Origin of the sequence: Streptomyces sp. CB02414, assembly GCF_001905385.1 — a bacterium.
Lineage (GTDB): Bacteria > Actinomycetota > Actinomycetes > Streptomycetales > Streptomycetaceae > Streptomyces.
The window spans coordinates 314842-338270 of record NZ_LIPF01000002.1 but is presented as its reverse complement, the minus strand read 5'-3'; the positions used below and the strand labels follow the sequence as shown (position 1 = coordinate 338270).

Below are 23429 nucleotides of genomic sequence, written 5' to 3'. Positions count from 1 at the left end.
AACCCCGGCCGGCCCGCCTCACACCCCCGCCGTTCGCCTCCCGCGTGCCTGGGCCGCCAGTACCGCCAGCCCCACCGCCAGCCAGATCGCCCCCACCACCTGGGCCGTACCCGACGCCTCCACGATCACGGCGATGGTGATCGCCGCGCCGAGCACGGGCACCAGTGCGTGGCGCCACCAGCTCACCGGGCCCCCGCCGCGACGGAACACGAACCAGCCCACCACGCTCGCGTGGAGCAGCGTGAACGCGGTCAGCGCGCCGACATCGACCACCGAGACCAAGTGGTCGAGGCCGTCGTCCCTGCGGGCCGCCCACACCGCCGCCACCATCGTGACCACCGCGGAGACCAGCAGCGCCACGCGCGGCACTCCGGAATCCGTCCGCGCCAGCACCCCCGGCAGCCGCCGGTCACGGCCCATCGCGAACAGGAGCCGCCCGGCGGCCGCCTGCCCGGCCAGCGCCGCGAACGCCGCGCCGATCGCCTTGCTCACCGCCACCAGGTCGTGCAGCCACGTCCCGACCGACGCGTCCACGGCGTCGTAGAACGCCGAACCCTGCCGCTCCGGCTCCGCCGCCAGCTGCGCCGACGACACCGGCTCCAGCAGCGCCACCAGATACGTCTGCGCCACGAAGAGCACGCCCGCCAGCGCCAGGCAGAACAGCAGCGCCCGCGCGACCTTCGCCGAGCCGCCGGTGACCTCCTCCGCGAAGGTCGCGATCGCGTCGAAGCCCAGGTACGACAGCACCGCCACCGACACCGCGCCGACCACCGCCGACAGCGCGAACGCCCCCTGCGTGCCGTCCCCGGACAGCGGCGACAGCCAGTCGCGCGCCGCCCCGTCCCGCGCGAGGACCACGATCGCCGCCACCACGAAGACGACGAGGACCACGATCTCCATGGCGAGCACCAGGAAGCCCACCCGCGCCGCCGCGCGGACCCCCCACAGGTTCAGCAGGGTGGTGACGACCACCGCGAGCGCCGTCCACACCCACCGCGACACCTCGGGGACCAGCGCCTCCATCGCGATGCCGGAGAAGAGGTAGGCCACGGCCGGGATGAGGACGTAGTCCAGCATCGCCATCCAGCCGGCGACGAACCCGGCCCCGTTGCCGAGCCCCACGCGCGCGTACGCGAACACCGACCCCGCCTGGGGGACCACCCGCACCATCTGGGCGTAGCTGAACGCGGTGAACGCCATCGCGATCGTGGCGACGACGTAGACGAGCGCCACCGCGCCGTGCGACTTGGCGTCCAGGGTGCCGAAGACGCCCACCGGGGCCATGGGCGCGATGAAGAGCAGCCCGTAGACGACCAGGTCCCTGAAGCCCAGGCTGCGCTGCAGCCGCTGTTCCTGTTGGTGCTCCCGGCGCCCGTGGTGTTCGCCACCGGGCCCCTGGGCCGCCGTACCGGTCTCGGACATCGTGCCTCCGCCAGCGCCTCGGACTCCGCCCCGGACTCCGCACCGGAACGTTCCCGTCCACGTCCCCGTCAGTCTCTCCGGCGAACCCGCACCCACGCGATCTCTGACCCGCCGAACGCGGCCTTACGATGGGTGCCATGACTGCTTCGCCTGGCCGCCGTGTCCTGCTCGCCGCCCCCCGTGGTTACTGCGCGGGTGTGGACCGCGCCGTGATCGCCGTCGAGAAAGCCCTGGAGCAGTACGGGGCTCCGGTGTACGTCCGCCACGAAATCGTCCACAACAAGTACGTCGTCCAGACCCTGGAGAAGAAGGGCGCCATCTTCGTCGAGCAGACGGAGGAGGTCCCCCCGGGCAACATCGTCATGTTCTCCGCGCACGGCGTGGCCCCCGTCGTCCACGAAGAGGCCGAGCGCGGCAAGCTCGCCACCATCGACGCCACCTGCCCGCTCGTCACCAAGGTGCACAAGGAAGCCGTCCGCTTCGCCAACGACGACTACGACATCCTCCTGATCGGCCACGAGGGCCACGAGGAGGTGATCGGCACCTCCGGTGAGGCCCCCGACCACATCCAGCTCGTCGACGGCCCCGAGGACGTGGCGAAGGTCGAGGTCCGCGACCCGTCCAAGGTCGTCTGGCTCTCCCAGACCACCCTCTCCGTCGACGAGACCATGGAGACCGTCGACGCCCTCAAGGACAAGTTCCCGCAGCTCATCTCCCCGCCGAGCGACGACATCTGCTACGCCACGCAGAACCGCCAGCTCGCGGTCAAGCAGATGGGCGCCGAGGCCGACCTGGTGATCGTCGTCGGCTCCCGCAACTCCTCGAACTCCAAGCGCCTGGTCGAGGTCGCCAAGCAGGCCGGCTCCCGCGCGGCGTACCTGGTGGACTTCGCCGACGAGATCGACGAGGCCTGGCTGGAGGGCGTGACCACGGTCGGCGTCACCTCCGGCGCCTCCGTCCCGGACGTGCTGGTCGAGCAGGTCCTGGAGTGGCTGTCGCAGCGCGGCTTCGCGGACGTGGAGATCGTCAAGGCCGCCGAGGAGTCGATCATCTTCTCGCTGCCCAAGGAGCTCCGCCGGGACCTCCGCGAGGAGGCCGCGTCCCTGGTGGCGGAGCGGGGCGGCTCCGGTACGGCCGGGGCGTGACTGTCAGTCGCAGGCCGTAACGTGGTGCCATGCAGATCTTCGGCGTGGACATCGGCGGATCCGGGATCAAGGGCGCCCCTGTGGACCTCGACAGGGGCGACCTGGCCCAGGAGCGCTGCAAGGTACTGACCCCGCACCCGGCGACCCCCGACGGCGTGGCCGACGGCGTCAGGCAGGTCGTCGAGCACTTCGGCTGGACCGGGCCGGTGGGGCTGACCTTCCCGGGCGTGGTGACGGACGGTGCCACGGTCCGCACCGCGGCCAACGTCGACAAGAGCTGGGTGGACACCGACGCGCGGGCCCTGTTCGGCGAGCGGCTGGGCGGGCTCGACGTGACGGTGGTCAACGACGCGGACGCCGCGGGCGTCGCCGAGATGCACTTCGGCGCCGGCCGCGGCCGCGAGGGCACCGTCGTCCTGCTCACCTTCGGCACCGGTATCGGCAGCGCCGTCTTCACCGACGGCGTCCTCGTCCCCAACAGCGAGCTGGGCCACCTGGAGCTGGACGGCCACGACGCGGAGAAGCGCGCCTCCAGCAAGGTCAAGGAGGACCACGACCTGTCCTGGGAGCAGTGGGCGCACCGCGTGCAGAAGTACCTCGCACACGTCGAGATGCTGTTCTCACCGCGGCTCTTCATCATCGGCGGCGGGGTGAGCCGCAAGGCCCACAAGTTCCTGGACCACATCGAGGGCATCCGTGCGGAGATCGTCCCCGCCGAGCTGCAGAACAACGCGGGGATCGTGGGTGCGGCGATGCGCGCCGCGGAGAGAGCCGGCCGTCCCGCCGCGGGCTGAGCCGACCGACCCGGCGCCGTAGCGCGGCCCTCACGCGGGGGTACGACCCCGGGCGGCGGCGGCCCGACGCCGCCGCAGCATCCGCACCCGGCGTACCAGCACCGTCGACCCGGCGACCAGGGTCCCGCCGTACAGCCAGCCGGCCTCGGTGGCCAGGGCGGTCACCAGCCCCGTCAGGCGCCCGCCCACCCCCGTGCCGCTCTCGGCGACGGCCACCAGCCCCACGGCGAAGGCGATCGGGACCACGACGGGCGCGGTGAGCAGGTCCCCCCGCCGCACCCAGAGCGCGGTGAGCAGGCACACCGGCAGGAACAGCACGCCGTACACCGTCAGCGACGCACCGAACAGAGCCTGGTCGAGGAACCCGAGCACCAGCATCACCGCCGCGCAGAACAGTCCGCTGCCCAGCCCGGTCAGCCGCGGATTGGGCATCCGGCGCAGGGCCCGCACCGCCCGCGCCACCGGCGGACCGGGCCTCGGTGCGGGCCGCGCCACCGGCCCACGTCCCGGCACGGGACGTGCCGGGACCGGACGCGCGGAGGCCTGCCTGCGCACCCCGCCGCCCGCCGGTCCGCCGCCCGCCGGTCCCCGCCCCTGCGGGGGCAGCGGCGCCCGGCCCCGTCGCGGTCCGTACTGCGCAGGTCGCGTCCTGTGTTGCTCCACTGGACCAACTTAGGTCGGTTTATGTGCCGAATAGGCCGACAGACACGCCGTGGGGGAGAGCTTGGCCAAGCGTTCGACAGGGCGCACCGGCCGTACCGGCCACCCCGTAGACTGGTGGATCGGCCCGCCTGGCCCGCCCCCTCCGCATCCTCACGTACGGGAAGTCGCAACGTGTCGCTCACGATCGGAATCGTCGGTCTGCCGAATGTCGGCAAGTCGACCCTGTTCAACGCCCTGACCAAGAACGACGTGCTCGCGGCCAACTACCCGTTCGCCACGATCGAGCCCAACGTCGGCGTGGTCGGCGTCCCCGACCCCCGCCTGGCGAAGCTGGCCGAGATCTTCTCCTCGGAGAAGGTCCTCCCGGCCACCGTCGACTTCGTCGACATCGCGGGCATCGTGCGCGGCGCGAGCGAGGGCGAGGGCCTGGGCAACAAGTTCCTGGCCAACATCCGCGAGTCCGACGCGATCTGCCAGGTCATCCGCGCCTTCGCGGACGAGAACGTCGTCCACGTCGACGGCAAGGTCTCGCCCAAGGACGACATCGAGACGATCAACACCGAGCTGATTCTCGCCGACCTGCAGACCATCGAGAAGGTCCTCCCGCGCCTCCAGAAGGAGTCGCGCATCAAGAAGGACGTGGCTCCCAAGGTCAAGGCGGTCGAGGAGGCCAAGGAGATCCTGGAGAAGGGCGACACGCTCTTCTCCCAGGGCATCGTCCAGGGCACCGAGCGCGCGGAACTCCTCCACGACCTCCACCTCCTCACGACGAAGCCCTTCCTCTACGTCTTCAACGTCGACGAGGACGAGCTGACCGACGAAGCCTTCAAGAACGAGCAGCGCGCCCTGGTCGCCCCCGCCGAGGCGATCTTCCTCAACGCCAAGCTCGAGGCGGACCTCGCCGAGCTGGACGAGGACGAGGCCCTCGAACTCCTCCAGTCCGTCGGCCAGGACGAGCCCGGCCTCGCCACCCTCGCCCACGTCGGCTTCCGCACCCTCGGCCTGCAGACCTACCTGACGGCCGGCCCCAAGGAATCCCGCGCCTGGACCATCAAGAAGGACGCCACCGCCCCCGAGGCCGCCGGTGTCATCCACACCGACTTCCAGAAGGGCTTCATCAAGGCCGAGGTCATCTCCTTCGACGACCTGGTCGAGACGGGCTCGGTCGCCGAGGCCCGCGCGAAGGGCAAGGCGCGCATGGAGGGCAAGGACTATGTGATGCGGGACGGGGACGTGGTGGAGTTCCGCTTCAACGTGTAGCCGTGACATGACAGCACTTCGCTGATCTGGCACACATGCAGGTCAGAGAGGGTCCGACTCTTCGGGGTCGGACCCTTGGTTTTTCCGGGGATGCGGTGCAGGCGATCCCGGTCGACAGCTCGCTCGTGAGCTCTGAGCGAACGACGAGGTCAGACGTCCTTGATCTGTACGCGGTCGCCGCACAGTCTCGACCAGTCGTCGCGGTCCGAGGTCAGCACCAGCGCGGGCGCCGGGGAGCGGAGCGCCATCGCGGCGACGAGGGCGTCGATGGCGTACTTGTGGCCGTGCAGGCCGCCGGCGTCGCTCAGCAGCTGCACCGCGGTGATGCTGTCTGCCCGGGTGACGTCCTGGACCTGAAGCCGGGAGAGAAGCCAGTGCAGCCGAGCGCTGTCCATCTTGCCGTAGACGGCCTCCACCACCGTCAGCGCTGACACGAGGACGGGCACGCCCACGCGTCGAGCGGCCTCGATCCGGGTGATCATCGGGCGATCGTCGCGCAGCAGCAGCGACACCCGGCACGCGAACTTGCCGTGGTGGCAAGCTGGCCCCATGGGTGACGCCGGAACGGACGACGTACTCGATGCCGTGGGCCCGCGCCTGCGCGCCCTGCGCCGCGAGCGGGGTATCACCCTCGCCCACCTCTCCGCGGCGACCGGCGTGTCGGAGAGCACCCTGTCCCGGCTGGAGAGCGGACAGCGCCGGGCGACCCTGGAACTGCTGCTGCCGCTAGCCAGGATCTACGACGTCCCCCTGGACGACCTCGTCGGCGCCCCGCGCACGGGCGACCCCCGGATCCACCTGAAGCCGATCCGGCGGTTCGGGATGGTTTTCGTGCCGTTGTCCCGACGGCCGGGCGGCACGCAGGCCTTCAAAATGATGATTCCGAGCCGCCCGGCACCGCTCGAACCGACCCCGCAGACCCACGAGGGCTTCGAATGGCTCTACGTGCTCAGCGGCCGGCTGCGGTTGCTGGTCGGGGAGCGCGACCTGACCCTGTCGCCCGGTGAGGCGGCCGAGTTCGACACCTCCCTGCCGCACTGGCTGGGCAGCGCCGACGGCGGTGCGGTCGAACTGCTCGTCCTGTTCGGGCTGCAAGGGGTACGGGCGCATGTGCGCAGCGGTTGAGCGGGGGCGGCGTTTCCCGCTTCACCCTTGCTCCACCACCCGTCGGCACGCCTCCGCATACCCCCGCACCAGAGCCCGCCCCTCGTCCTGCCGGCGCCAGGCCAGGGCGTAGCGGCTGGGGCTCAGACCGCGGACCGGACGGGTGGTCACGCCGCCCAGGGTGATCAGCGGGGCGTTGCCCGTGGCCACGAAGCAGATGCCGAGGCCGGCGACGAGGGCCTCGTACGTCTCCTCCGTACCGGCGATCTCCGCGCCGACGCGCGGTGGGCCCGCCGCGGGGCCGCCCAGTGCGCGCCGTTCGTCCAGCGCCAGCCAGAAGTCGCGCAGGACGCCCGCCTCCGGCGGCAGGGCGAGGAACGGTTCGTCGGCCAGGTCGGCGAAGTCGACCTCCGGGCGCGCGGTCAGGGGGTGGGTGTCGGGGAGGGCGACCAGGCGGGGCTCCTCGGCGACCACGGTCCACGCGTAGCGGTCGGCCCCGGGCAGCGGGAGCCACACGTAGGCGAGGTCGGAGGTGCCGTCGGCCAGCCCCGCCGTCGGGTCCTCCCAGCTCATCTGCCGCAGCCGGACGACCGTGTCCGGGTGGGCGGCCGTGAAGCGGGAACGGATCGCGGGCAGCAGGCCTCCGCGCCCCGGGCTGGTGCTCATGCCGACGGTCAGCGTGCCGCGCCGTGCGGCCAGCACGGCGTCCAGCGCAGCCGCGCCCGAGGCCCACTCGGCGAGCACCTGACGGGCGTGCGGCAGCAGTGCCACGCCCGCCTCGGTGAGCGTCACGCCCCGCGGCCCACGCCGGAACAGGTCAGTGCCCAACTGCCTCTCCAGCGCCCGGACCTGCTTGCTCAGCGCGGGCTGGGACACGTACAGGCGCTCGGCCGCCCGCGTGAAGTGCAGGTCCTCGGCCACCGCCACGAAGTACCGCAACTCCCGCACGTGCACGTCCGTCGTCGTCATGACCACTGGCTATCACCGCGGGTCTTGGACCTACAACACAACCGTCGGCAAAGGTAGTTGACGTCACGGACACGGACACGGACACGGACACGGACATGAGGGAGTCGGCATGAACAAGGTGTGGCTGATCACCGGCGCCAGCAGCGGCTTCGGGAGGGCGATCGCCGAGGCGGCTCTCGCCGACGGTGACGTGGTCGTGGGTGCGGCGCGCCGGCCCGAGGCGCTCGACGGCCTCGTGGCCGCGCACCCCGACCAGATGGAGGCGCTGCGCCTGGACGTCGCCGACACGGCCGCCGCGGGTGACGCGGTGCGGGACGTGGTCGCGCGGCACGGGCGGATCGACGTCCTGGTCAACAACGCCGGCCGCACGCACGTCGGTGCCTTCGAGGAGACCGGTGAGGACGAACTGCGCGCCCTGTTCGACGTGCACGTCTTCGGGCCGGCCGCACTGACCCGGGCCGTGCTGCCGCACATGCGGGAGCGGCGCTCGGGGGCGATCGTGCAGATGAGCAGCATGGGCGGGCAGCTGTCCTTCGCGGGCTTCTCGGCGTACAGCGGGACGAAGTTCGCGCTGGAGGGCATGTCCGAGGGGCTCGCGGACGAGGTGCGGGAGTTCGGCATCAAGGTTCTGATCGTCGAGCCGGGAGCCTTCCGCACCGGGCTGTTCGGGGCCGGCAGCGCCGGGATGAGCGCGGACAGCGGCGTGTACGCCAAGGTGACCGAAACCCGCGGGCTCGTCTCCGGCGGCGACGGCAACCAGCCGGGCGACCCCGCCAAGGCGGCGGCCCTCGTCCTCGCGGCCCTGGCGGCCGAGCGCACCCCGTTGCGCCTGCCCCTCGGCGACGACGGCGTCAGCGCGGTTCTCGGCCACCTCGACCAGGTCCGCGAGGACGTCGAGGCGTGGGAGAAGCACACCCGGGCCACCGCCTTCGGGGACTGAACGGCGGGTCAGCAAGAGCGGACGTGAGGTGCTCCGCTCAAACGGCCAAGGGCCCGCACATCCGTGCAGGGCCCTTGTGCAATTCCTCTGGAAGCCTCAATCTTTCGGCTGACGCACAAAAGCCGCCCCGCGTTGTCATGGGCATGACTTATCCATGTCCTGTCCGTGACCTGCGGGCGGCCTGCTCGGCGTGCACGAACCCCACCATGCACCACCCCCACCGAGGAGGACCCCTCACATGGCAGTGCTGCGTCACCACCCCCACCGCACCACCCGGCGAAGACTGGCCGCCGTCAGCGCCGCGGCCACCGCGGCCCTCGCCGCGAGCCTCGTCTCCGCGCTCCCCGCGGGTGCCGCCCCGGCCGCGGCGGAGGGCCGCATCCAGTACCAGGGCGCGGCGAACGCGGTCGCCGGCAGCTACATCGTGACCCTGAAGGCCGACGAGGCGAGGTCCGGCTCCGCCGAGGGCCGCGCCGTCGCGAAGAAGTACGGCGCCGACATCGAGCGCACCTACACCAAGGCCCTCAACGGCTACGCGGTCGAGGCCTCGGAGACGGAGGCGAAACGTCTCGCCGCCGACCCGGCCGTCGCCTCCGTCGTCCAGAACCGCACCTTCCACGTCACCGGCACCCAGCCCAACCCGCCCTCCTGGGGTCTGGACCGCATCGACCAGCAGGACCTCCCGCTGGACGACTCCTACACCTACCCGGACAGCGCCGGACAGGGCGTGACGGCGTACGTGATCGACACCGGCGTCCGCATCACCCACAACGACTTCGGCGGCCGCGCCTCCTACGGCTACGACGCCATCGACAACGACAACACCGCCCAGGACGGCCACGGCCACGGCACCCACGTCGCCGGAACCGTCGCGGGCAGTGCGTACGGCGTCGCCAAGCAGGCCGACATCGTCGGCGTCCGGGTCCTCGACAACTCCGGTTCCGGCACCACCGCGCAGGTCGTCGCCGGCATCGACTGGGTCGCCCGCAACGCCGTGAAGCCCGCCGTCGCCAACATGTCCCTCGGCGGCGGCGCCGACAGCGCCCTGGACACGGCCGTCCGCAACGCCATCTCCTCCGGCGTCACCTTCGTCGTCGCGGCCGGCAACGAGTCCACCAACGCCTCCACCAAGTCCCCGGCCCGGGTGACGGAGGCGATCACGGTCGGCGCCACCACTTCGAGCGACGCCCGCGCCTACTACTCCAACTACGGCTCGGTCCTCGACCTGTTCGCGCCCGGCTCGTCCATCACCTCGGCCTGGAACAGCGGCGACTCGGCCACCAACACCATCTCCGGTACGTCCATGGCGAGCCCGCACGTCGCCGGGGCCGCCGCCCTCCACCTGGCCGACAACCCCTCGGCCACCCCCGCCCAGGTCGCCTCCGCGCTGACGTCCGCCGCCACCACCGGCGCCGTCTCGGACCCGGGCAGCGGCTCGCCCAACCGGCTGCTGAACGTCGGCGACGGCGGCACCACGCCCCCGCCCGGCGACCGCTTCGAGAACACCGGTGACTACACCATCCGGGACAACGCCACCGTCGAGTCCCCGGTGACCGTCTCCGGCGTCTCGGGCAACGCCCCCTCCGCGCTCTCCGTCGACGTGAACATCGTCCACAGCTACATCGGCGACCTCCGGGTCCAGCTGGTCGCCCCGGACGGCACGGCGTACACGCTCAAGTCGTACGGCACCGGCGGCAGCGCCAACGACATCAACACCACGTACACCGTCAACGCCTCCTCGGAGAGCGCGAACGGCACGTGGAAGCTGCGCGTCAGCGACAACGCGTCGTGGGACACCGGGCGGATCGACGCCTGGGCCCTGCAGTTCTGACCTGCGGTCAGTACTGATCCTCGTCCTCGCGGAACGGCTCCGGGTCGGTGACCCAGCCCGCCGCGAGGGCGAGGCGCGTGTGCCGGTGGACGGCGAGGAAGCCGAAGGGGCGGTCGAAGACGGCCCGTACGGTGGTGCGCAGCCAGCGCAGCTCGGGTATCCCGGCGCCCGCCGCGCCCATCGCCGTCACCGCGGCGGCCTCGAACCCCCGGGCGCCGAACCGGGCCAGCGCGGCCTGCCGGGCCGACCCGACACGCAGGTGGTGCGGGCTGATGCCGGGGAAGTGGCCGCGCACCGGCAGCTGCGCCGTCGTCAGTCCGAACAGCTCCGGGCGGTCCAGCAGGTCGTGCTCGGACGTGACCGCGTACGGCGGCAACGTCACGTCCAGCGTCGGCGGCTCGGGCCGCATCGTGCGCTCCCGCACCACCTCGACACCCGGGCCCGCCTCCCCGTACGGCAGGCGCGAACCCGGCGTCACCGGGTGCCGGCGCGCGAGGACACCGATCCCCGCCCCGAGCACCTGTCCGGGCGTCATGGTCTCCTCGCCGAGCAGCAGATGGACGTCCACGGCGGTGTCGCCCAGTACCTTCAGCTCGGTGACGTGGCCGTCCGGCGTGTCCGCCACGCCGATCCGGTCGAGCAGCGCGCTCTGGCGCCACAGGCCCGCCAGCTCACGCCCCTCCCAGGGGCCGGTCTCCGGGGTGAGCCACCCTTCGTCGAAGGGTTTCAGCCACCGGGTGCGCAACGCCAGCGCGCTCGCCAGCACCATCTCGGTGTCCCGCGTCGTCCGCACCGGCATGCGCTCGATCAGCCCGTCCGTGCGTTTCGCCGCCCAGGCGTCCAGTGCCGCCCCGTCGGCCTCCACGTCGCCGGTGAGCACGCCGTGCGCGTCGGCGGGCAGCCCGGCCTCCCACCGCTCGCGCAGTTCCAGCGTGCGCTTGGTCCACAGCCCCAGGGCGCTCTCCAGGCCGCGTACGGAGCCGAGGCCGGTGAGCAGTTCGCGGGCCGCCGGAGCCGCCCGGCCGGCGGGCACGCCCACCGCCTCCTCCAGCTCCGACCGGACCGGGCCCGCCGCGCCGTCGGCGAGCAGGGCCAGCAGGGGCCACACGCCCACCGCAGAGAACACCGTGCCCCCGTCGGTGCCGGCCGCCCAGCGTGCCGTGAGCCCGTTCACCGCCCGGACCGTCGTGCCCGTGACCCGCATGCCGTCCCCGCCCTCCGCGCGCCTACCATGCGCTCAGTGATCGGCCGGCCACCCGAGGGGAAGGCCCGCCCCCAGCCCCGCGGCGCTTCAGCGTCACCGCCCGAAACAGGAGCACGGTACACGTGTCCATACCGCCGCCGCCCGGCCCCCAACAGCCCTTCCCCCAGGGGCAGTACCCGCAGCAGTACCACCAGGGGCCCTGGGGGCAGCCCTACGGGACCTACCCCGGCCGGCCGCCCGTCAACGGGTTCGCCATCGCCGCGTTCGTGCTGGGCGTCCTCTGCTGCGTGCCCGCGGTCGGGCTGGTGCTGGGTCTGGTCGCGCTGGCCCGCATCAGGAAGCGGGGCGAGCGCGGCAAGGGCTTCGCGGTGGCCGGTTCCGTGCTGTCCTCCGTGGGGCTGGTCCTGTGGGCGGTGACGCTCTCCACGGGTGCCGCCGCGGACTTCTGGGACGGCTTCCGGGACGCCGTGCGGGGCGAGGGCACCGCGTACGCGCTCGAGAAGGGCGAGTGCTTCACCACCCCCAGCGGCTCCCTGCAGGGCGTGACGTACGACGTCGACCAGGTGCCCTGCGCGCGGGAGCACGACGGCGAGGTGTTCGCCGCCTTCGACCTGCCCGGCGGCACCTACCCCGGAGAGGCGGAGATCACCCGGGCCGCCGACGAACGGTGCTACGCCCTCCAGGACTCCTACGCCATGGACCGCTGGGCCCTGCCGGCCGACGTGGACGTGTACTACCTGACGCCGACCGCGCGGAGCTGGCGCGGCGGCGACCGGGAGGTCACCTGCCTGTTCGGGAACACGGACGAGCGGGGCACGCTGACCGGCTCCCTGCGCACCGACGGTACGACGCTCGACCCCGACCAGCACACCTATCTGACGGCGGAGTTCCAGCTCAACCTGGCGATGGACGAGATGCCCGTGGACCGGACGGTCGAGGAGGACCTCGCGGGATACCAGCACTGGGCGGCACGGATGTCGGCGGCGCTCGACCGGGAGACCGGGATGCTGCGCGGGCACAGCTGGCCCGCCGGCGCGGAGCAGCCGGTCGCCGGCCTGGTCGAGGACCTGGAGACCGCCCGGGAGGAGTTCGGCCTCGCCTCCGGGGCGGCCGACGCCGGCACGTACTACCTGCACCTCGACAAGGCCCTCTCGCTCGTCGAGGGCGACAGCACGGTCACCGCCCGCGAGTCCCTGGGCCTGGACACCACGCCGCCGGTCTACGACGAGTCCGGTGACGGTGGGGGAGAGAGCCCCGGCAAGGAGGTGTGACGGCGGCTATAGCGGGGAGAAAGTGCCTGCGTAAAGCCCTCCGACGGCACAAGTCATCACTTCGAGTGATTCTCTGGCCTTTGCTTGCCTGGCACAACCTACGGTTGCCACGCTGTTGCTGTCTGTACAACCTGATGGGAGCGGCCAGTGACATTCGGTGAGCAGCCGGCGTATCTCCGCGTCGCGGGCGATCTCCGCAAGAAGATCACCGACGGACTGCTGCCGCCCCACACCCGCCTTCCGTCCCAGGCGCGCATCCGCGAGGAGTACGGCGTCTCGGACACCGTGGCGCTCGAGGCGCGCAAGGTGCTGATGGCCGAGGGGCTGGTCGAGGGCCGCTCCGGCTCCGGGACGTATGTGCGGGAGCGGCCCGTGCCCCGGCGCATCGCCCGGTCGGGGTTCCGGCCGGCGGGCGGTGCCACGCCCTTCAGGCAGGAGCAGGCTGACGGTGAGGCGCGCGGCACGTGGGAGTCGCGCAGCGAGCAGGCCGAGGCGAGCGGCGCCGTCGCCGAGCGGCTCGGGATCAAACCCGGGGACCGGGTGATGTGCACGCGGTACGTCTTCCGGGACGGCGGCGAGGCCATGATGCTCTCCACCTCCTGGGAGCCGCTGGACCTCACCGGCCGCACACCGGTGATGCTGCCCGAGGAGGGACCGCTCGGCGGCATGGGCGTGGTCGAGCGGATGGCCGCCATCGACGTCGTCGTCGACAACGTGACGGAGGAGGTCGGCGCCCGCCCCGGCCTCGCGGAGGAGCTGCTCGCGCTCGGCGGCGTCCCCGGGCACGTGGTGCTGGTCGTCCAGCGCACCTTCTACGCCTCGGGCCGGGCCGTCGAGACGGCCGAGGTGGTGGTCCCCGCCGACCGATACCGGGTGGCGTACCACCTGCCCGTCAAGTAGCGGCGCCGCCGGGGGACTTCGCGTGTCCCCGGTGGTGTGAGATGGCGCACGCCTCTCGTGCGCCTCCCGCGCCCCTTTTCCGTGTCCGCACAGACGTCCCGCCCCTCGCCGACGTCCGCGTGGTGCCGCGAACCGGCCGTTCCCGCAGGTCGTCTCCGCGTGCTCGGCACGACTCCGACCTGAAGCATCGGCGCGTGCACGGCGCACTCCGCGTTGTGCGCCCCCTCCGTTCTGGCCGGTTGGGTACCTCTTTGTGTAAAGCCGTATTCGCTGCGTGAAGGTTAGGCGTAGGCTCGGGCATATGCGGATTGCGGTTTCCTTAGCAGGCGGGGCACGGCACCGGCCGTGGACGGGAAGTGGAGGGGCGCGATGAACGACGGCACGGTCACTCTTCCCTGGCTGGTCTTCCGGCAGGACGACAACGGCAACCGCTACCGCGTGGGCAGGTACGCGACCCGGGCCGAGGCCCAGCGGATCGCGGACACCCTCGACGGTCGCGGTCACCAGCAGCTCTACTGGGTCGAGAAGCTCGGCGCGGGCGGCACGGGCGCGGCGGACTGACCGCGCCGCCCGAGCGGCCGGACGGGGCCGACGGGCCGTCGCCCCGGAAAGAGCCGTAGGCTCCCGCGCATGACGGAACGGATCGTGGTGGGCGCCGCCCTGGTCGACGACGGACGCCTGCTCGCCGCGCGCCGCAGCGCACCGGCCGAGCTGGCCGGACGCTGGGAGCTTCCCGGCGGCAAGGTCGAGGCGGGGGAGGCGCCGGAGGCGGCTCTCGTGCGCGAGCTGCGCGAGGAGCTGGGCGTGACGGCGGAGCCCGGTGAACGGGTCCCGGGGCAGTGGCCCCTGCGAGCCCCCTTCGTGCTGCACGTGTGGACCGCGCGGCTGCTCCCCGGTTCCGCGGCCCCCGCACCGCTCGAGGACCACGACGACCTGCGCTGGCTCGCCCCCGCCGAGGTCTGGGACGTGCCGTGGCTCGACCAGGACGTACCGGCCGTCGAGCGGGCGCTCGCCCACCTCGGACTGGGGGCGCCGGACGCGCGCGGCGCGTGAGAACGGCCCGGCGTGAGCGCCTCGTGCGCCGTGAGTGCAACTGTGCGCCCTCTCCGACGGTACCGGCGCCCGGGAATCGGGTATGTGCCCATTAACCCCACGAAACCGGACATGAGTGGGGGTCGCCGGCCGGGGAAGTGATCGGCGTGATCGACAGCGAGGACGGCTGTGCCGAGTGGGTCTTTCCCGCGGCACCGGACGCCGTGCGGACCGCCCGCTCCCGCGTCCGTGGCGCCCTTCGCGAATGGGGCCTCGACCACGTCGGCGACATCGCCGCCCTCCTGGTCAGCGAGCTGGTCACCAACGCCCTGCGGCACGCCACCGGCCCCATCGGCGTCCGCCTGGTGCGCCACCGGGCCGGGCCGGACGGCGTCCTGCTGGTGGAGGTCTCCGACCCGCTTCCGGACCCGCCCCGAGCCCGCGTCGCCCGGCCCGGCGACGAGGACGGCCGCGGCCTGCAGCTCGTGGCCTCCTCCGCGCACCGCTGGGGAACCCGCCCCGGAGAGGTGGGCAAGACGGTCTGGTTCGAACTCGCCGTGCCCGAGTGACTCCGCACACCAACTGGTTCAGGCCAGTGGCAGTTGTCGAACTGCGTGATTCGATGTCGTGTCCGCTGGTTAGAAGACTGGAAGTGTTGTCACGGTCCGGACCGAAAAGCATCGGGACCGTGCTGTGATCGTGAACACCGTGTCGTGCGGCGCCGTAGTGCTGGATACTGCGGGCAGCCGCTGCCGGTGACCGGTGCCGGACGCGGTGAGCTGGAGGGGACGGTTCGCGTGAGCGAGATACCAGCGAGGGCCACGGGGTCCGAGGGCCCGTCGGACGGCGCGCCGTTCGGTGACGCGGTGTGGCAGAGCAGCCCGCCCGGCTCCATCTACGACTACATCAAGGTCGCGTCCTTCTCCATCGGCCCCGACGGTCTCGTCGACCAGTGGAGCCTGCGCGCCGAGCAACTGCTCGGCATCCAGGCCGGGCAGGCCGTCGGCACCGACCCCATCGAGGCCTTCATCGACCCCGACCTGCGGGAGCGGGGCCAGCGCAAGATGGCCGAGATCCTCGACGGGCGGGAGTGGACCGGCGTGGTCCCCTTCCGGGTGCCGGACGGCCGCGCCGGAGACGGCGGCCGCCGCGGACAGCGCGGGCTCGCCGAGGTGTACGTCATGCCGACGCGGACGGAGGACGGGGAGAAGGCCGCCGTCTGCATCGTCGTCGACGTCCGTGTGCTGCGCAGCATCGAGACCGACCTCGCCGCCTCGCAGGCCATATTCGGCCAGTCTCCGTTCGGCTTCCTCCTGATCGACCCGGACCTCAGGGTGCGCCGCGCCAACGAGCGGTTCGCCTCCGTCTTCGGCGGCACCCCGGACGACCACCGGGGCAAGGGCGTCCACGACTACCTGCCGCGCGCCGAGGCCGACCGGGTCTCCGCGACCCTGCGCCGGGTGCTGGAAACCGGCGAGTCCATCACCGACATGCACGTCACCGGCTTCACACCGGGCACCGAGGACCGCCGCCACTGGTCGGTCAACCTCTACCGCGTGCACAGCGGTTCCGGGCGCCCCATCGGCGTGGCCTGGCTCGGCACCGACATCACCGCCCGCCGCGAGGCCGCCCGCGAGGCCGCCGCCGCCCGCCGCAACCTCGCCCTCCTCAACGAGGCGGGTGCCCGCATCGGCAACTCCCTCGACCTGGAGACCACCGCCCGCGAACTCCTCGGCGTCGTCGTCCCCGGCTTCTGCGACCTGGCCACCGTCGACCTCTACCAGGGCCTGCTGGTGGGCGACGAGACCCCGCCCGGACTCGCCGACGGCAGCGCCGAACTGCGCCGCGTCGCCTTCTCCAGCGCCGTCTCCGAGGTGCCCTTCCACGGCACCGGCGAGCGGGTCAAGCTCGGCGCCGTCCACCACTACCCGTTCAACTCGCCCTGCGCGGACGCCCTGCGCACCGCCCGGCCGCGCACGGTCCCCGCCGAGGACGGCGGTCTCGTGCAGTCCACGCTCGCCGTTCCGATGGTCGCCCACGACACCGTCGTCGGGCTCGCCCAGTTCGCCCGCACCAAGGGCAGCGAGCCGTTCGGCGACCGGGACCGCGACCTCGCCGTGGAACTCGCCGCGCGCGCCGCCGTCTGCATCGACAACGCCCGCCTCTACCGGCGCGAGCACGAGCGGGCGCTGATACTGCAACGGTCCCTGCTCCCGCCCGGCGACCCCGAGGCGTCCGGCCTCGACATCGCCTGCCGCTACCTGCCCGGCAACGCGGCCACCGGCCGGCCCAGCGAGGTCGGCGGCGACTGGTTCGACGTCATCGAGCTGCCCGGCCACCGCACCGCGCTGGTCGTCGGCGACGTCATGGGCCGCGGCCTGCGCGCCGCCGTCGCCATGGGCGAACTCCGCACGGCCGTCCGCACTCTCGCCGGACTCGACCTCGAACCGGCCGAAGTGCTCTCCCAGCTCGACGAGATCGCCCGCGGCCTCGGCGCGCCCGGAGGCGTCCAGCAGGCCACCCGCGCCGCCCGTCGCCCCCGCGAGGCCGACCTCTCCGAGGTCTACCTGGCGACCTGCGTCTACGCCGTCTACGACTCGGTGACCCGGCGCTGCACCTTCGCCAACGCCGGCCACCTGCCGCCCGTCCTCGTCGAGCCCGGCGAGTCCGCGCTGATGCTGGACGTACCGCCGGGCCTGCCGCTCGGCGTCGGCGGCGAGCCCTTCGAGGAGGTGGAGGTCGAACTGCCCGAGGGCGCCCTGCTCGCCCTCTACACAGACGGCCTGGTCGAGAGCCGCGACCATCCCCTGGACGAAGGGCTCCAGGCCTTCGTCGGCGCGCTCACCGACCCCGCGCGCCCCCTGGAGGACGTCTGCGACCAGGTCCTCAACACCCTCGGCAGCCACCACGGCGAGGACGACCTCGCCCTGCTCATGGCCCGCGTCCAGGGGCTGCCCAGCGAGTCCGTCGGCGACTGGACCCTGCCCCGCGAGCCGCGCAGCGTCGGCCGGGCCCGCGAACTGGCCCGCGCCAAGCTGCTCGACTGGGACATGGAACCGCTGGTCGACACCACGGAACTGCTCGTCAGCGAACTGGTCACCAACGCTCTCAGGTACGGCGAGGGCGAGATCAGGCTCCGGCTCCTCCTCGACCGCACCCTGGTCTGCGAGGTCTGGGACTCCGGCCTGGTCCAGCCCCGCAGGCGCCGCGCCCGCGACACCGACGAGGGCGGCCGCGGACTGCAACTGGTCGGTCTGCTCAGCGCGGCCTGGGGCTCACGCCGTACGCCGCGCGGCAAGACGGTCTGGTTCGAGCTGCCCCTGCCGGGCGACGACACCCGGCTCACCGACCCGGCGGAGGCGTTGCTGAGCCTGTTCTGACCCGGCCCGGAGTCGTACGGCTCCGGGCCCGCCGGGTGCGGCGCGCACGGCCGTACCCGGCCAGCAGCAGGGCCGCCCCGGCCGCGGCCAGGGGCGGCACCAGATCGGCGGAGATCACCGCCACGCACCTCCGACCGCAACCGGAACACCGGTTCGAGTCGTCCCCGCTGGCAACACGCAGCGAGCGTATGCACGTGAACCGGCCACCGCGACCGGGGACGGGCCACAGGGAGGGGACACCGTGGAGGACACGGAGCCGAGAAGCACCGACCCGAAAGCCGAGCCGGCAGCCGCCGACGGCGATCAGCCCCCACAGCAGAGGAAGGGGCGGCTGCGGCGCACACGCCGTATCGTCCTGGCCGTCCTCCTGGTCCTGCTCCTCCCCCTGCTCACCGCCGAGACCGCCCTCCGCGTCAACTACATGGGCGACCCGGCCGACGGCACCCACACCCGCAACCGCGACGCCATGTGGCTCGGCCACGCCTGGGTCGACGGCCGCAAGGACGACGCGGACCTCGACGCCTTCGCCGCCCGACTGAAAACCACCGGCATCCGCGACCTGTACGTCCACACCGGCCCGCTGGAACACGACGGCACCCTGCCGAAGGCCCGCTACCCCAAGGCCCGCTGGCTGATCGACGCCGTGCACCGCGAACTGCCCGGCGTCCGCGTCCAGGCCTTCCTCGGTGACGTACTCGTCACCGAGGGCCCCGACGGCATGCACCTGGACCGCGCGGACACCCGCGCCGCCGTCGTCGACTCCGCCCGCCAGGTCCTCGACGCCGGCTACGACGGCGTCCACCTCGACCTGGAGCCCCTGCACTCGGACGACCGGAACTACCTCTCCCTCCTGGACGACCTGCGCGCCGTCACCCGCGCGGAGGGCGCCCAGCTGTCCGTCGCCGCCCACCAGATCGACCCGCTGCCCGCCCTCCACGAGGTCTTCGGCGTCTTCACGGAGAACCCCAAGTGGTGGTCGCAGGAGTTCTTCGGCCAGGTCGCCCGCCGCGTCGACCAGATCGCGGTGATGTCGTACGACACCGCGCAGCCCCTGGAGGGCACCTACGGCGGCTACGTGGCCCAGCAGACGTCCCTCGCGCTGGAGGTCACCCCGCCCACCACCCACCTGCTGATGGGCCTTCCCTTCTACCACGAGAGCAACTTCGACCACTGGGGCCACGCCGAGACCGTCGAAGCCGCCGTCCGCGGCGTCCGCCTCGGCCTTTCCCGGACGGACGCCGACCGCGAGCTCTTCGGTGTCGCCCCGTACATCGACTTCGCGGCGACGGAGACGAACTGGAAGGAGTACCGAGAGGGCTGGGTCCGCCAGGACAAGAACTAGGACCGGCGCCGGATCTTCGACCCCAGCCACACCAGCGGGTCGTACTTGCGGTCCACGGCCCGTTCCTTCAGCGGGATCAGGGCGTTGTCCGTGATCTTGATGCCCTCGGGGCAGACCTCCGTACAGCACTTGGTGATGTTGCAGTAGCCGAGGCCGTGCTCGTCCTGGGCCGTGCGTCCGCGGTCCAGGCCGGTGTCCTCGGCCGCGTCCAGCGGGTGCATGTCCAGCTCCGCGACGCGCATCAGGAAACGCGGGCCAGCGAAGGCCGGCTTGTTCTCCTCGTGGTCACGGACGACGTGGCAGGTGTCCTGGCACAGGAAGCACTCGATGCATTTGCGGAACTCCTGCGAGCGGTCGACGTCCTCCTGCATCATCCGGTACTCGCCCGGCCCCAGGTCGGCGGGCGGCACGAAGGCCGGGACCTCCCGGGCCTTGGTGTAGTTGAAACCGACGTCCGTCACCAGGTCCCGGATCACCGGGAAGGCCCGCAGCGGAGTGACGGTGATCGTCTCCTCGGGGGTGAAGACGGACATGCGGGTCATGCACAGCAGCCGCGGACGCCCGTTGATCTCCGCCGAACACGAACCGCACTTGCCCGCCTTGCAGTTCCACCGCACGGCGAGGTCGGGGGCCTGGGTGGCCTGGAGGCGGTGGATGATGTCGAGGACCACCTCGCCGTCGTTCACCTCGACGCGGAAGTCCTCCAGGCCGCCGCCCTCCACGTCACCCCGCCACACCCTGAAGCGGGCCTCGTAGCCGCTCATTCGGACAGCTCCTCTTCGGCGAGGTACTTGACCAGCTCCTCTTTCTCGAAGAGGGCGAGCAGGTCGGGACGGATGGGCTCGGTGGCCTCGCGGGTCAGGGCGATCTGGCCGCGCACCGGGTCGGTGGCCGCCAGACCCCCGGTCGGATCGGTGAGGGCGCACAGCAGGTTGACGCCCCGCCAGGAGCGGTCCATCGCCGCGTGGTCCTCACGGGTGTGCCCGCCGCGCGACTCGGTGCGCTCCAGCGCGGCCCGCGCCACGCACTCGCTGACCAGCAGCATGTTGCGCAGGTCCAGAGCGAGGTGCCAGCCCGGGTTGAACTGCCGGTGCCCCTCCACCCCCGCCCGGCGGGCCCGCAGCCGCAGCTCGGCCAGCTTCTCCAGGGCCTGCTTCATCTCCGGCTCGCGGCGGATGATGCCGACCAGGTCGTTCATGGTCTGCTGGAGTTCCTGGTGGAGGGTGTACGGGTTCTCCGGCGGGCCGTCGTCGGGTTCCGCCGCCTCCGCCTCCGTGGAGACCTCCGCCGAGAACGGCCGCAGGGCCTCCGCGGCGGCGGCGTCGACCTGTGCGTCGGCCACCCGGGGCCGCGCCCCGGCGTCCCGCCCCGCCGCGTACTCGGCCGCGTGCCGGCCCGCACGGCGCCCGAACACCAGCAGGTCGGAGAGCGAGTTGCCGCCGAGCCGGTTGGAGCCGTGCATGCCGCCGGCCACCTCACCGGCCGCGTACAGCCCCGGCACCCCGCGCGCGGCGGCCGTGTCGGAGTCGACGGCGATGCCGCCCATCACGTAGTGGCAGGTGGGCCCGACCTCCATCGGCTCGGCCGTGATGTCGACGTCGGCCAGCTCCTTGAACTGGTGGTACATGGACGGCAGCCGGCGCTTGATCACCTCGGCGGGCATCCGGGTCGACACGTCGAGGAAGACGCCGCCGTGCGGTGAGCCCCGGCCCTCCTTCACCTCGGCGTTGATGGCCCGCGCCACCTCGTCCCGGGGGAGCAGCTCCGGGGGCCGCCGGTTGTGGTCCGGGTCGTCGTACCAGCGGTCGGCCTCGTCCTCCGTCACCGCGTACTTGTCCTTGAAGACGTCCGGGACGTAGTCGAACATGAACCGCTTGCCGTCGGAGTTCCTCAGCACCCCGCCGTCGCCGCGCACCGACTCGGTGACGAGGATGCCCTTCACCGACGGCGGCCAGACCATGCCCGTCGGGTGGAACTGCACGAACTCCATGTTCAGCAGCGGCGCCCCGGCCAGCAGCGCCAGGGCGTGGCCGTCGCCGGTGTACTCCCAGGAGTTCGACGTCACCTTGAAGGACTTGCCGATGCCGCCCGTGGCGATCACCACCGAGGGCGCCTGGAGCACGAAGAAGCGGCCCGACTCGCGCTCGTAGCCGAAGACGCCGCAGACCTGGCGGCCCTCCTTGAGGACGCGGGTGACCGTGCACTCCTGGAAGACCTTCAGCCGGGACTCGTAGTCGCCGGTCTCCCGGAAGTCCTCCTGCTGGAGCGAGACGATCTTCTGCTGGAGGGTGCGGATCAGCTCCAGGCCCGTGCGGTCGCCGACGTGGGCGAGGCGCGGGTACTCGTGGCCGCCGAAATTGCGCTGCGAGATCCGGCCGTCGTCCGTGCGGTCGAACAGCGCGCCCCAGGTCTCCAGCTCCCACACCCGCTGCGGCGCCTCCTGGGCGTGCAGCTCGGCCATCCGCCACTGGTTGAGGAACTTGCCGCCGCGCATGGTGTCGCGGAAGTGGACCTGCCAGTTGTCGCCGGAGTTGGCGTTGCCCATGGCGGCCGCGATGCCGCCCTCGGCCATCACGGTGTGCGCCTTGCCGAACAGGGACTTGCAGATCACGGCCGTACGGGCGCCCCGCTCGCGGGCCTCGACGGCGGCGCGCAGTCCCGCACCGCCCGCGCCCACCACGACGACGTCCCATTCCTGCCGGTCGACCACGGACATCAGAACAACCTCGGATCGTCGAAGGCACCGGACGCGACGAGATACACGTAGAAGTCGGCGAGCGCCACGCTCACCAGCGACGCCCAGGCGAGCTGCATGTGTCGGGCGTTGAGCTTCCCGACCCACTGCCACATCCGGTAGCGCACGGGGTGCCGGGAGAAGTGCTTGAGCTTGCCGCCGACGATGTGCCGGCAGGAGTGGCAGGAAAGGGTGTACGCCCAGATCAGCACGATGTTGGCGAGGAACACCAGGGTGCCCAGGCCCATGTGGCCCCACGCGTAGTTCTCGTCGCGGAAGGCGAGCACCGTGTCGTAGGTGAGGATCAGCGCGACCAGGAGGGCCGCGTAGAAGAAGTACCGGTGGACGTTCTGCAGGATCAGCGGGAAGCGGGTCTCGCCGGAGTACTTCTTGTGCGGCTCGGCCACCGCGCAGGCCGGCGGGGACGCCCAGAAGCCCCGGTAATAGGCCTTGCGGTAGTAGTAGCAGGTCAGGCGGAAGCCGAGCGGGAAGATCAGGATGATGATCGCGGGGGAGATGCCCCACCAGCTGCCGAAGATCTCCCAGTTGGGCCCCGCGCGCATCGGCTCGCAGTTCTCCGCCAGACAGGGGGAGTAGAAGGGCGAGACGTAGGGGGCCGCGTAGTAGTCCGCGTTGGCGAAGGCCCGCCAGGTCGAGTACACGACGAAGGCCAGCAGTCCGGCGGCGGTGGCGGCCGGTGCCAGCCACCAGCGGTCGGTGCGCAGGTGCGGGGCGCGGATGGCGGCGCGCGTCGGGGTGTGGACGCCGCCGCCCGGGGGACGGGGGTCGGTGGCTGGGGGTTCCGTACCAGTGGCCACTGGGCGACTCCGGTCGGTCGGGTCGGGTTCAGGGGGCGCGGCGGTCGCGGGCGCCGAGGCCCTCGTCGTCCGAGTCCGTCCACAGCGAGCCGTCGTACGGCGTGTCGGGGATCGTGACGAGGTCGGGACGCCTGGGCGCGTCCGGCGCGGCTGCCGCCGCCCGCAGCAGCGCGACGCTGTCGCGCAGGTGGTCGGTGTCGGTGCGGACCCGGCGGACCTCCAGGCCGCCGCTGCCCAGCTGCTGCTCCAGCCGGGCCACCGACCGGGAGAGGTCGTCGAGACTGCGTTGGATCGATGACAGGTCGTCGTGCACGGACATGACGTGACCTCGCTTCCGCCGGGCGCGATGCGGTACGGCCTGGGTGGTGACGTTCATGCGCCTGAGAGTGTCGCGCGTCACACCCGTCGCTGGGAAGGGACGTGCACCGATTGGCCGGGGCGTGTCGGTGCACCGCGGGTGGTGTTGCGCCGCACGGGTGGGCTTACGCACCGTCACCGCCGTGTCTCCCGGCGTGGCGGAACCGTTTCCTCTTCAGTGGCCGCATCCCCGCCCGAATACAAATGATCAACTCCAAATACCGCCAAAAGCGACCACAACGCCCGCGGCCTTCCGGAGGTAG

General features: G+C 72.2%; 22 protein-coding genes. 13 read left to right on the top strand and 9 right to left on the bottom strand.

From position 1 onward, the window contains the following. Window positions 1-18: 18 nt before the first annotated feature. A complete protein-coding gene (locus AMK11_RS07660; protein ID WP_073724555.1) occupies window positions 19-1422 on the bottom strand; it encodes an APC family permease in 1404 nt (467 codons plus the stop codon). A gap of 128 nt (window positions 1423-1550) precedes the next feature. Here AMK11_RS07660 and AMK11_RS07655 point away from each other — a divergent pair, with 128 nt between their 5' ends. Further along, window positions 1551-2567: a 4-hydroxy-3-methylbut-2-enyl diphosphate reductase gene (locus AMK11_RS07655; protein WP_079187297.1), complete on the top strand. Its 1017-nt coding sequence runs from the start codon at window positions 1551-1553 to the stop codon at window positions 2565-2567. 29 nt (window positions 2568-2596) lie between these two features. Next, window positions 2597-3361, top strand: coding sequence for a polyphosphate--glucose phosphotransferase (ppgK, locus tag AMK11_RS07650; RefSeq protein ID WP_073724553.1), 765 nt, complete (start codon window positions 2597-2599; stop codon window positions 3359-3361). A 30-nt stretch (window positions 3362-3391) separates the two neighbouring features. On the opposite strand, the gene AMK11_RS07645 is transcribed toward ppgK, so the two are convergent. Continuing rightward, window positions 3392-4024: a DUF6542 domain-containing protein gene (locus AMK11_RS07645; protein ID WP_073724551.1), complete on the bottom strand. Its 633-nt coding sequence runs from the start codon at window positions 4022-4024 to the stop codon at window positions 3392-3394. A 171-nt stretch (window positions 4025-4195) separates the two neighbouring features. Between AMK11_RS07645 and ychF the strand changes: the two genes are divergently transcribed. After that, window positions 4196-5284 (top strand): redox-regulated ATPase YchF, encoded by a 1089-nt coding sequence (ychF, locus tag AMK11_RS07640; protein WP_073724549.1) that lies wholly within the window; start codon window positions 4196-4198, stop codon window positions 5282-5284. Between the two features lie 149 nt (window positions 5285-5433). Here the strand turns inward: ychF and AMK11_RS07635 are convergent, their stop codons facing one another. Further along, on the bottom strand, window positions 5434-5835 hold the full coding sequence (locus tag AMK11_RS07635; RefSeq protein ID WP_073724547.1) for a PIN domain-containing protein: 402 nt from the start codon (window positions 5833-5835) through the stop codon (window positions 5434-5436). Between AMK11_RS07635 and AMK11_RS07630 the strand changes: the two genes are divergently transcribed. Next, complete coding sequence (locus AMK11_RS07630; protein ID WP_073724545.1) at window positions 5834-6409, top strand: helix-turn-helix domain-containing protein; 576 nt, start codon at window positions 5834-5836, stop codon at window positions 6407-6409. The two genes, AMK11_RS07635 and AMK11_RS07630, sit on opposite strands and share 2 nt — an antisense overlap. 21 nt (window positions 6410-6430) lie before the next feature. Here AMK11_RS07630 and AMK11_RS07625 read toward each other — a convergent pair whose 3' ends face one another. Further along, window positions 6431-7357, bottom strand: a complete 927-nt coding sequence (locus AMK11_RS07625; protein WP_073725648.1) for a LysR family transcriptional regulator — start codon at window positions 7355-7357, stop codon at window positions 6431-6433. Window positions 7358-7466: 109 nt separating this feature from the next. Between AMK11_RS07625 and AMK11_RS07620 the strand changes: the two genes are divergently transcribed. Both AMK11_RS07620 and AMK11_RS07615 read left to right on the top strand, forming a co-directional pair. Then, complete coding sequence (locus AMK11_RS07620; RefSeq protein ID WP_073724543.1) at window positions 7467-8297, top strand: oxidoreductase; 831 nt, start codon at window positions 7467-7469, stop codon at window positions 8295-8297. Between the two features lie 238 nt (window positions 8298-8535). After that, window positions 8536-10128, top strand: a complete 1593-nt coding sequence (locus AMK11_RS07615) for a S8 family peptidase (RefSeq protein ID WP_073724541.1) — start codon at window positions 8536-8538, stop codon at window positions 10126-10128. A 7-nt stretch (window positions 10129-10135) separates the two neighbouring features. Here AMK11_RS07615 and AMK11_RS07610 read toward each other — a convergent pair whose 3' ends face one another. Beyond that, the gene (locus tag AMK11_RS07610) at window positions 10136-11332 is read right to left on the bottom strand and encodes a serpin family protein (protein ID WP_073724539.1); all 1197 of its coding nucleotides are present in this window, start codon (window positions 11330-11332) and stop codon (window positions 10136-10138) included. A gap of 122 nt (window positions 11333-11454) precedes the next feature. Here AMK11_RS07610 and AMK11_RS07605 point away from each other — a divergent pair, with 122 nt between their 5' ends. The 7 genes from AMK11_RS07605 (at window position 11455) to AMK11_RS07575 (ending at window position 19257) form a co-directional block, all read left to right on the top strand. Then, window positions 11455-12603, top strand: coding sequence for a DUF4190 domain-containing protein (locus AMK11_RS07605; protein WP_073724537.1), 1149 nt, complete (start codon window positions 11455-11457; stop codon window positions 12601-12603). A 147-nt stretch (window positions 12604-12750) separates the two neighbouring features. Next, a complete protein-coding gene (locus AMK11_RS07600; RefSeq protein WP_073724535.1) occupies window positions 12751-13503 on the top strand; it encodes a GntR family transcriptional regulator in 753 nt (250 codons plus the stop codon). A gap of 369 nt (window positions 13504-13872) precedes the next feature. After that, the gene (locus tag AMK11_RS07595; RefSeq protein WP_073724533.1) at window positions 13873-14064 is read left to right on the top strand and encodes an SPOR domain-containing protein; all 192 of its coding nucleotides are present in this window, start codon (window positions 13873-13875) and stop codon (window positions 14062-14064) included. A gap of 69 nt (window positions 14065-14133) precedes the next feature. After that, window positions 14134-14556: a (deoxy)nucleoside triphosphate pyrophosphohydrolase gene (locus AMK11_RS07590; RefSeq protein ID WP_073724531.1), complete on the top strand. Its 423-nt coding sequence runs from the start codon at window positions 14134-14136 to the stop codon at window positions 14554-14556. Between the two features lie 137 nt (window positions 14557-14693). Further along, the gene (locus tag AMK11_RS07585; RefSeq protein WP_073724529.1) at window positions 14694-15104 is read left to right on the top strand and encodes an ATP-binding protein; all 411 of its coding nucleotides are present in this window, start codon (window positions 14694-14696) and stop codon (window positions 15102-15104) included. A 228-nt stretch (window positions 15105-15332) separates the two neighbouring features. Beyond that, complete coding sequence (locus AMK11_RS07580) at window positions 15333-17915, top strand: SpoIIE family protein phosphatase (protein WP_073724528.1); 2583 nt, start codon at window positions 15333-15335, stop codon at window positions 17913-17915. Window positions 17916-18156: 241 nt separating this feature from the next. Further along, the gene (locus AMK11_RS07575; RefSeq protein WP_073724526.1) at window positions 18157-19257 is read left to right on the top strand and encodes a glycoside hydrolase family 18 protein; all 1101 of its coding nucleotides are present in this window, start codon (window positions 18157-18159) and stop codon (window positions 19255-19257) included. On the opposite strand, the gene AMK11_RS07570 is transcribed toward AMK11_RS07575, so the two are convergent. From AMK11_RS07570 to AMK11_RS07555, 4 genes are read right to left on the bottom strand one after another with little or no spacing between them, the layout of a single operon-like run. Next, complete coding sequence (locus AMK11_RS07570) at window positions 19254-20021, bottom strand: succinate dehydrogenase/fumarate reductase iron-sulfur subunit (protein WP_073724524.1); 768 nt, start codon at window positions 20019-20021, stop codon at window positions 19254-19256. The genes AMK11_RS07575 and AMK11_RS07570 overlap by 4 nt on opposite strands. Continuing rightward, on the bottom strand, window positions 20018-21973 hold the full coding sequence (locus AMK11_RS07565; protein WP_073724522.1) for a fumarate reductase/succinate dehydrogenase flavoprotein subunit: 1956 nt from the start codon (window positions 21971-21973) through the stop codon (window positions 20018-20020). Before AMK11_RS07565 ends, AMK11_RS07570 begins: the two co-directional genes overlap by 4 nt. Next, window positions 21973-22809 (bottom strand): hypothetical protein, encoded by an 837-nt coding sequence (locus AMK11_RS07560; protein ID WP_073724520.1) that lies wholly within the window; start codon window positions 22807-22809, stop codon window positions 21973-21975. Before AMK11_RS07560 ends, AMK11_RS07565 begins: the two co-directional genes overlap by 1 nt. Before the next feature lie 28 nt (window positions 22810-22837). Further along, window positions 22838-23128, bottom strand: coding sequence for a hypothetical protein (locus tag AMK11_RS07555; RefSeq protein WP_073724518.1), 291 nt, complete (start codon window positions 23126-23128; stop codon window positions 22838-22840). Window positions 23129-23429: the final 301 nt, after the last annotated feature.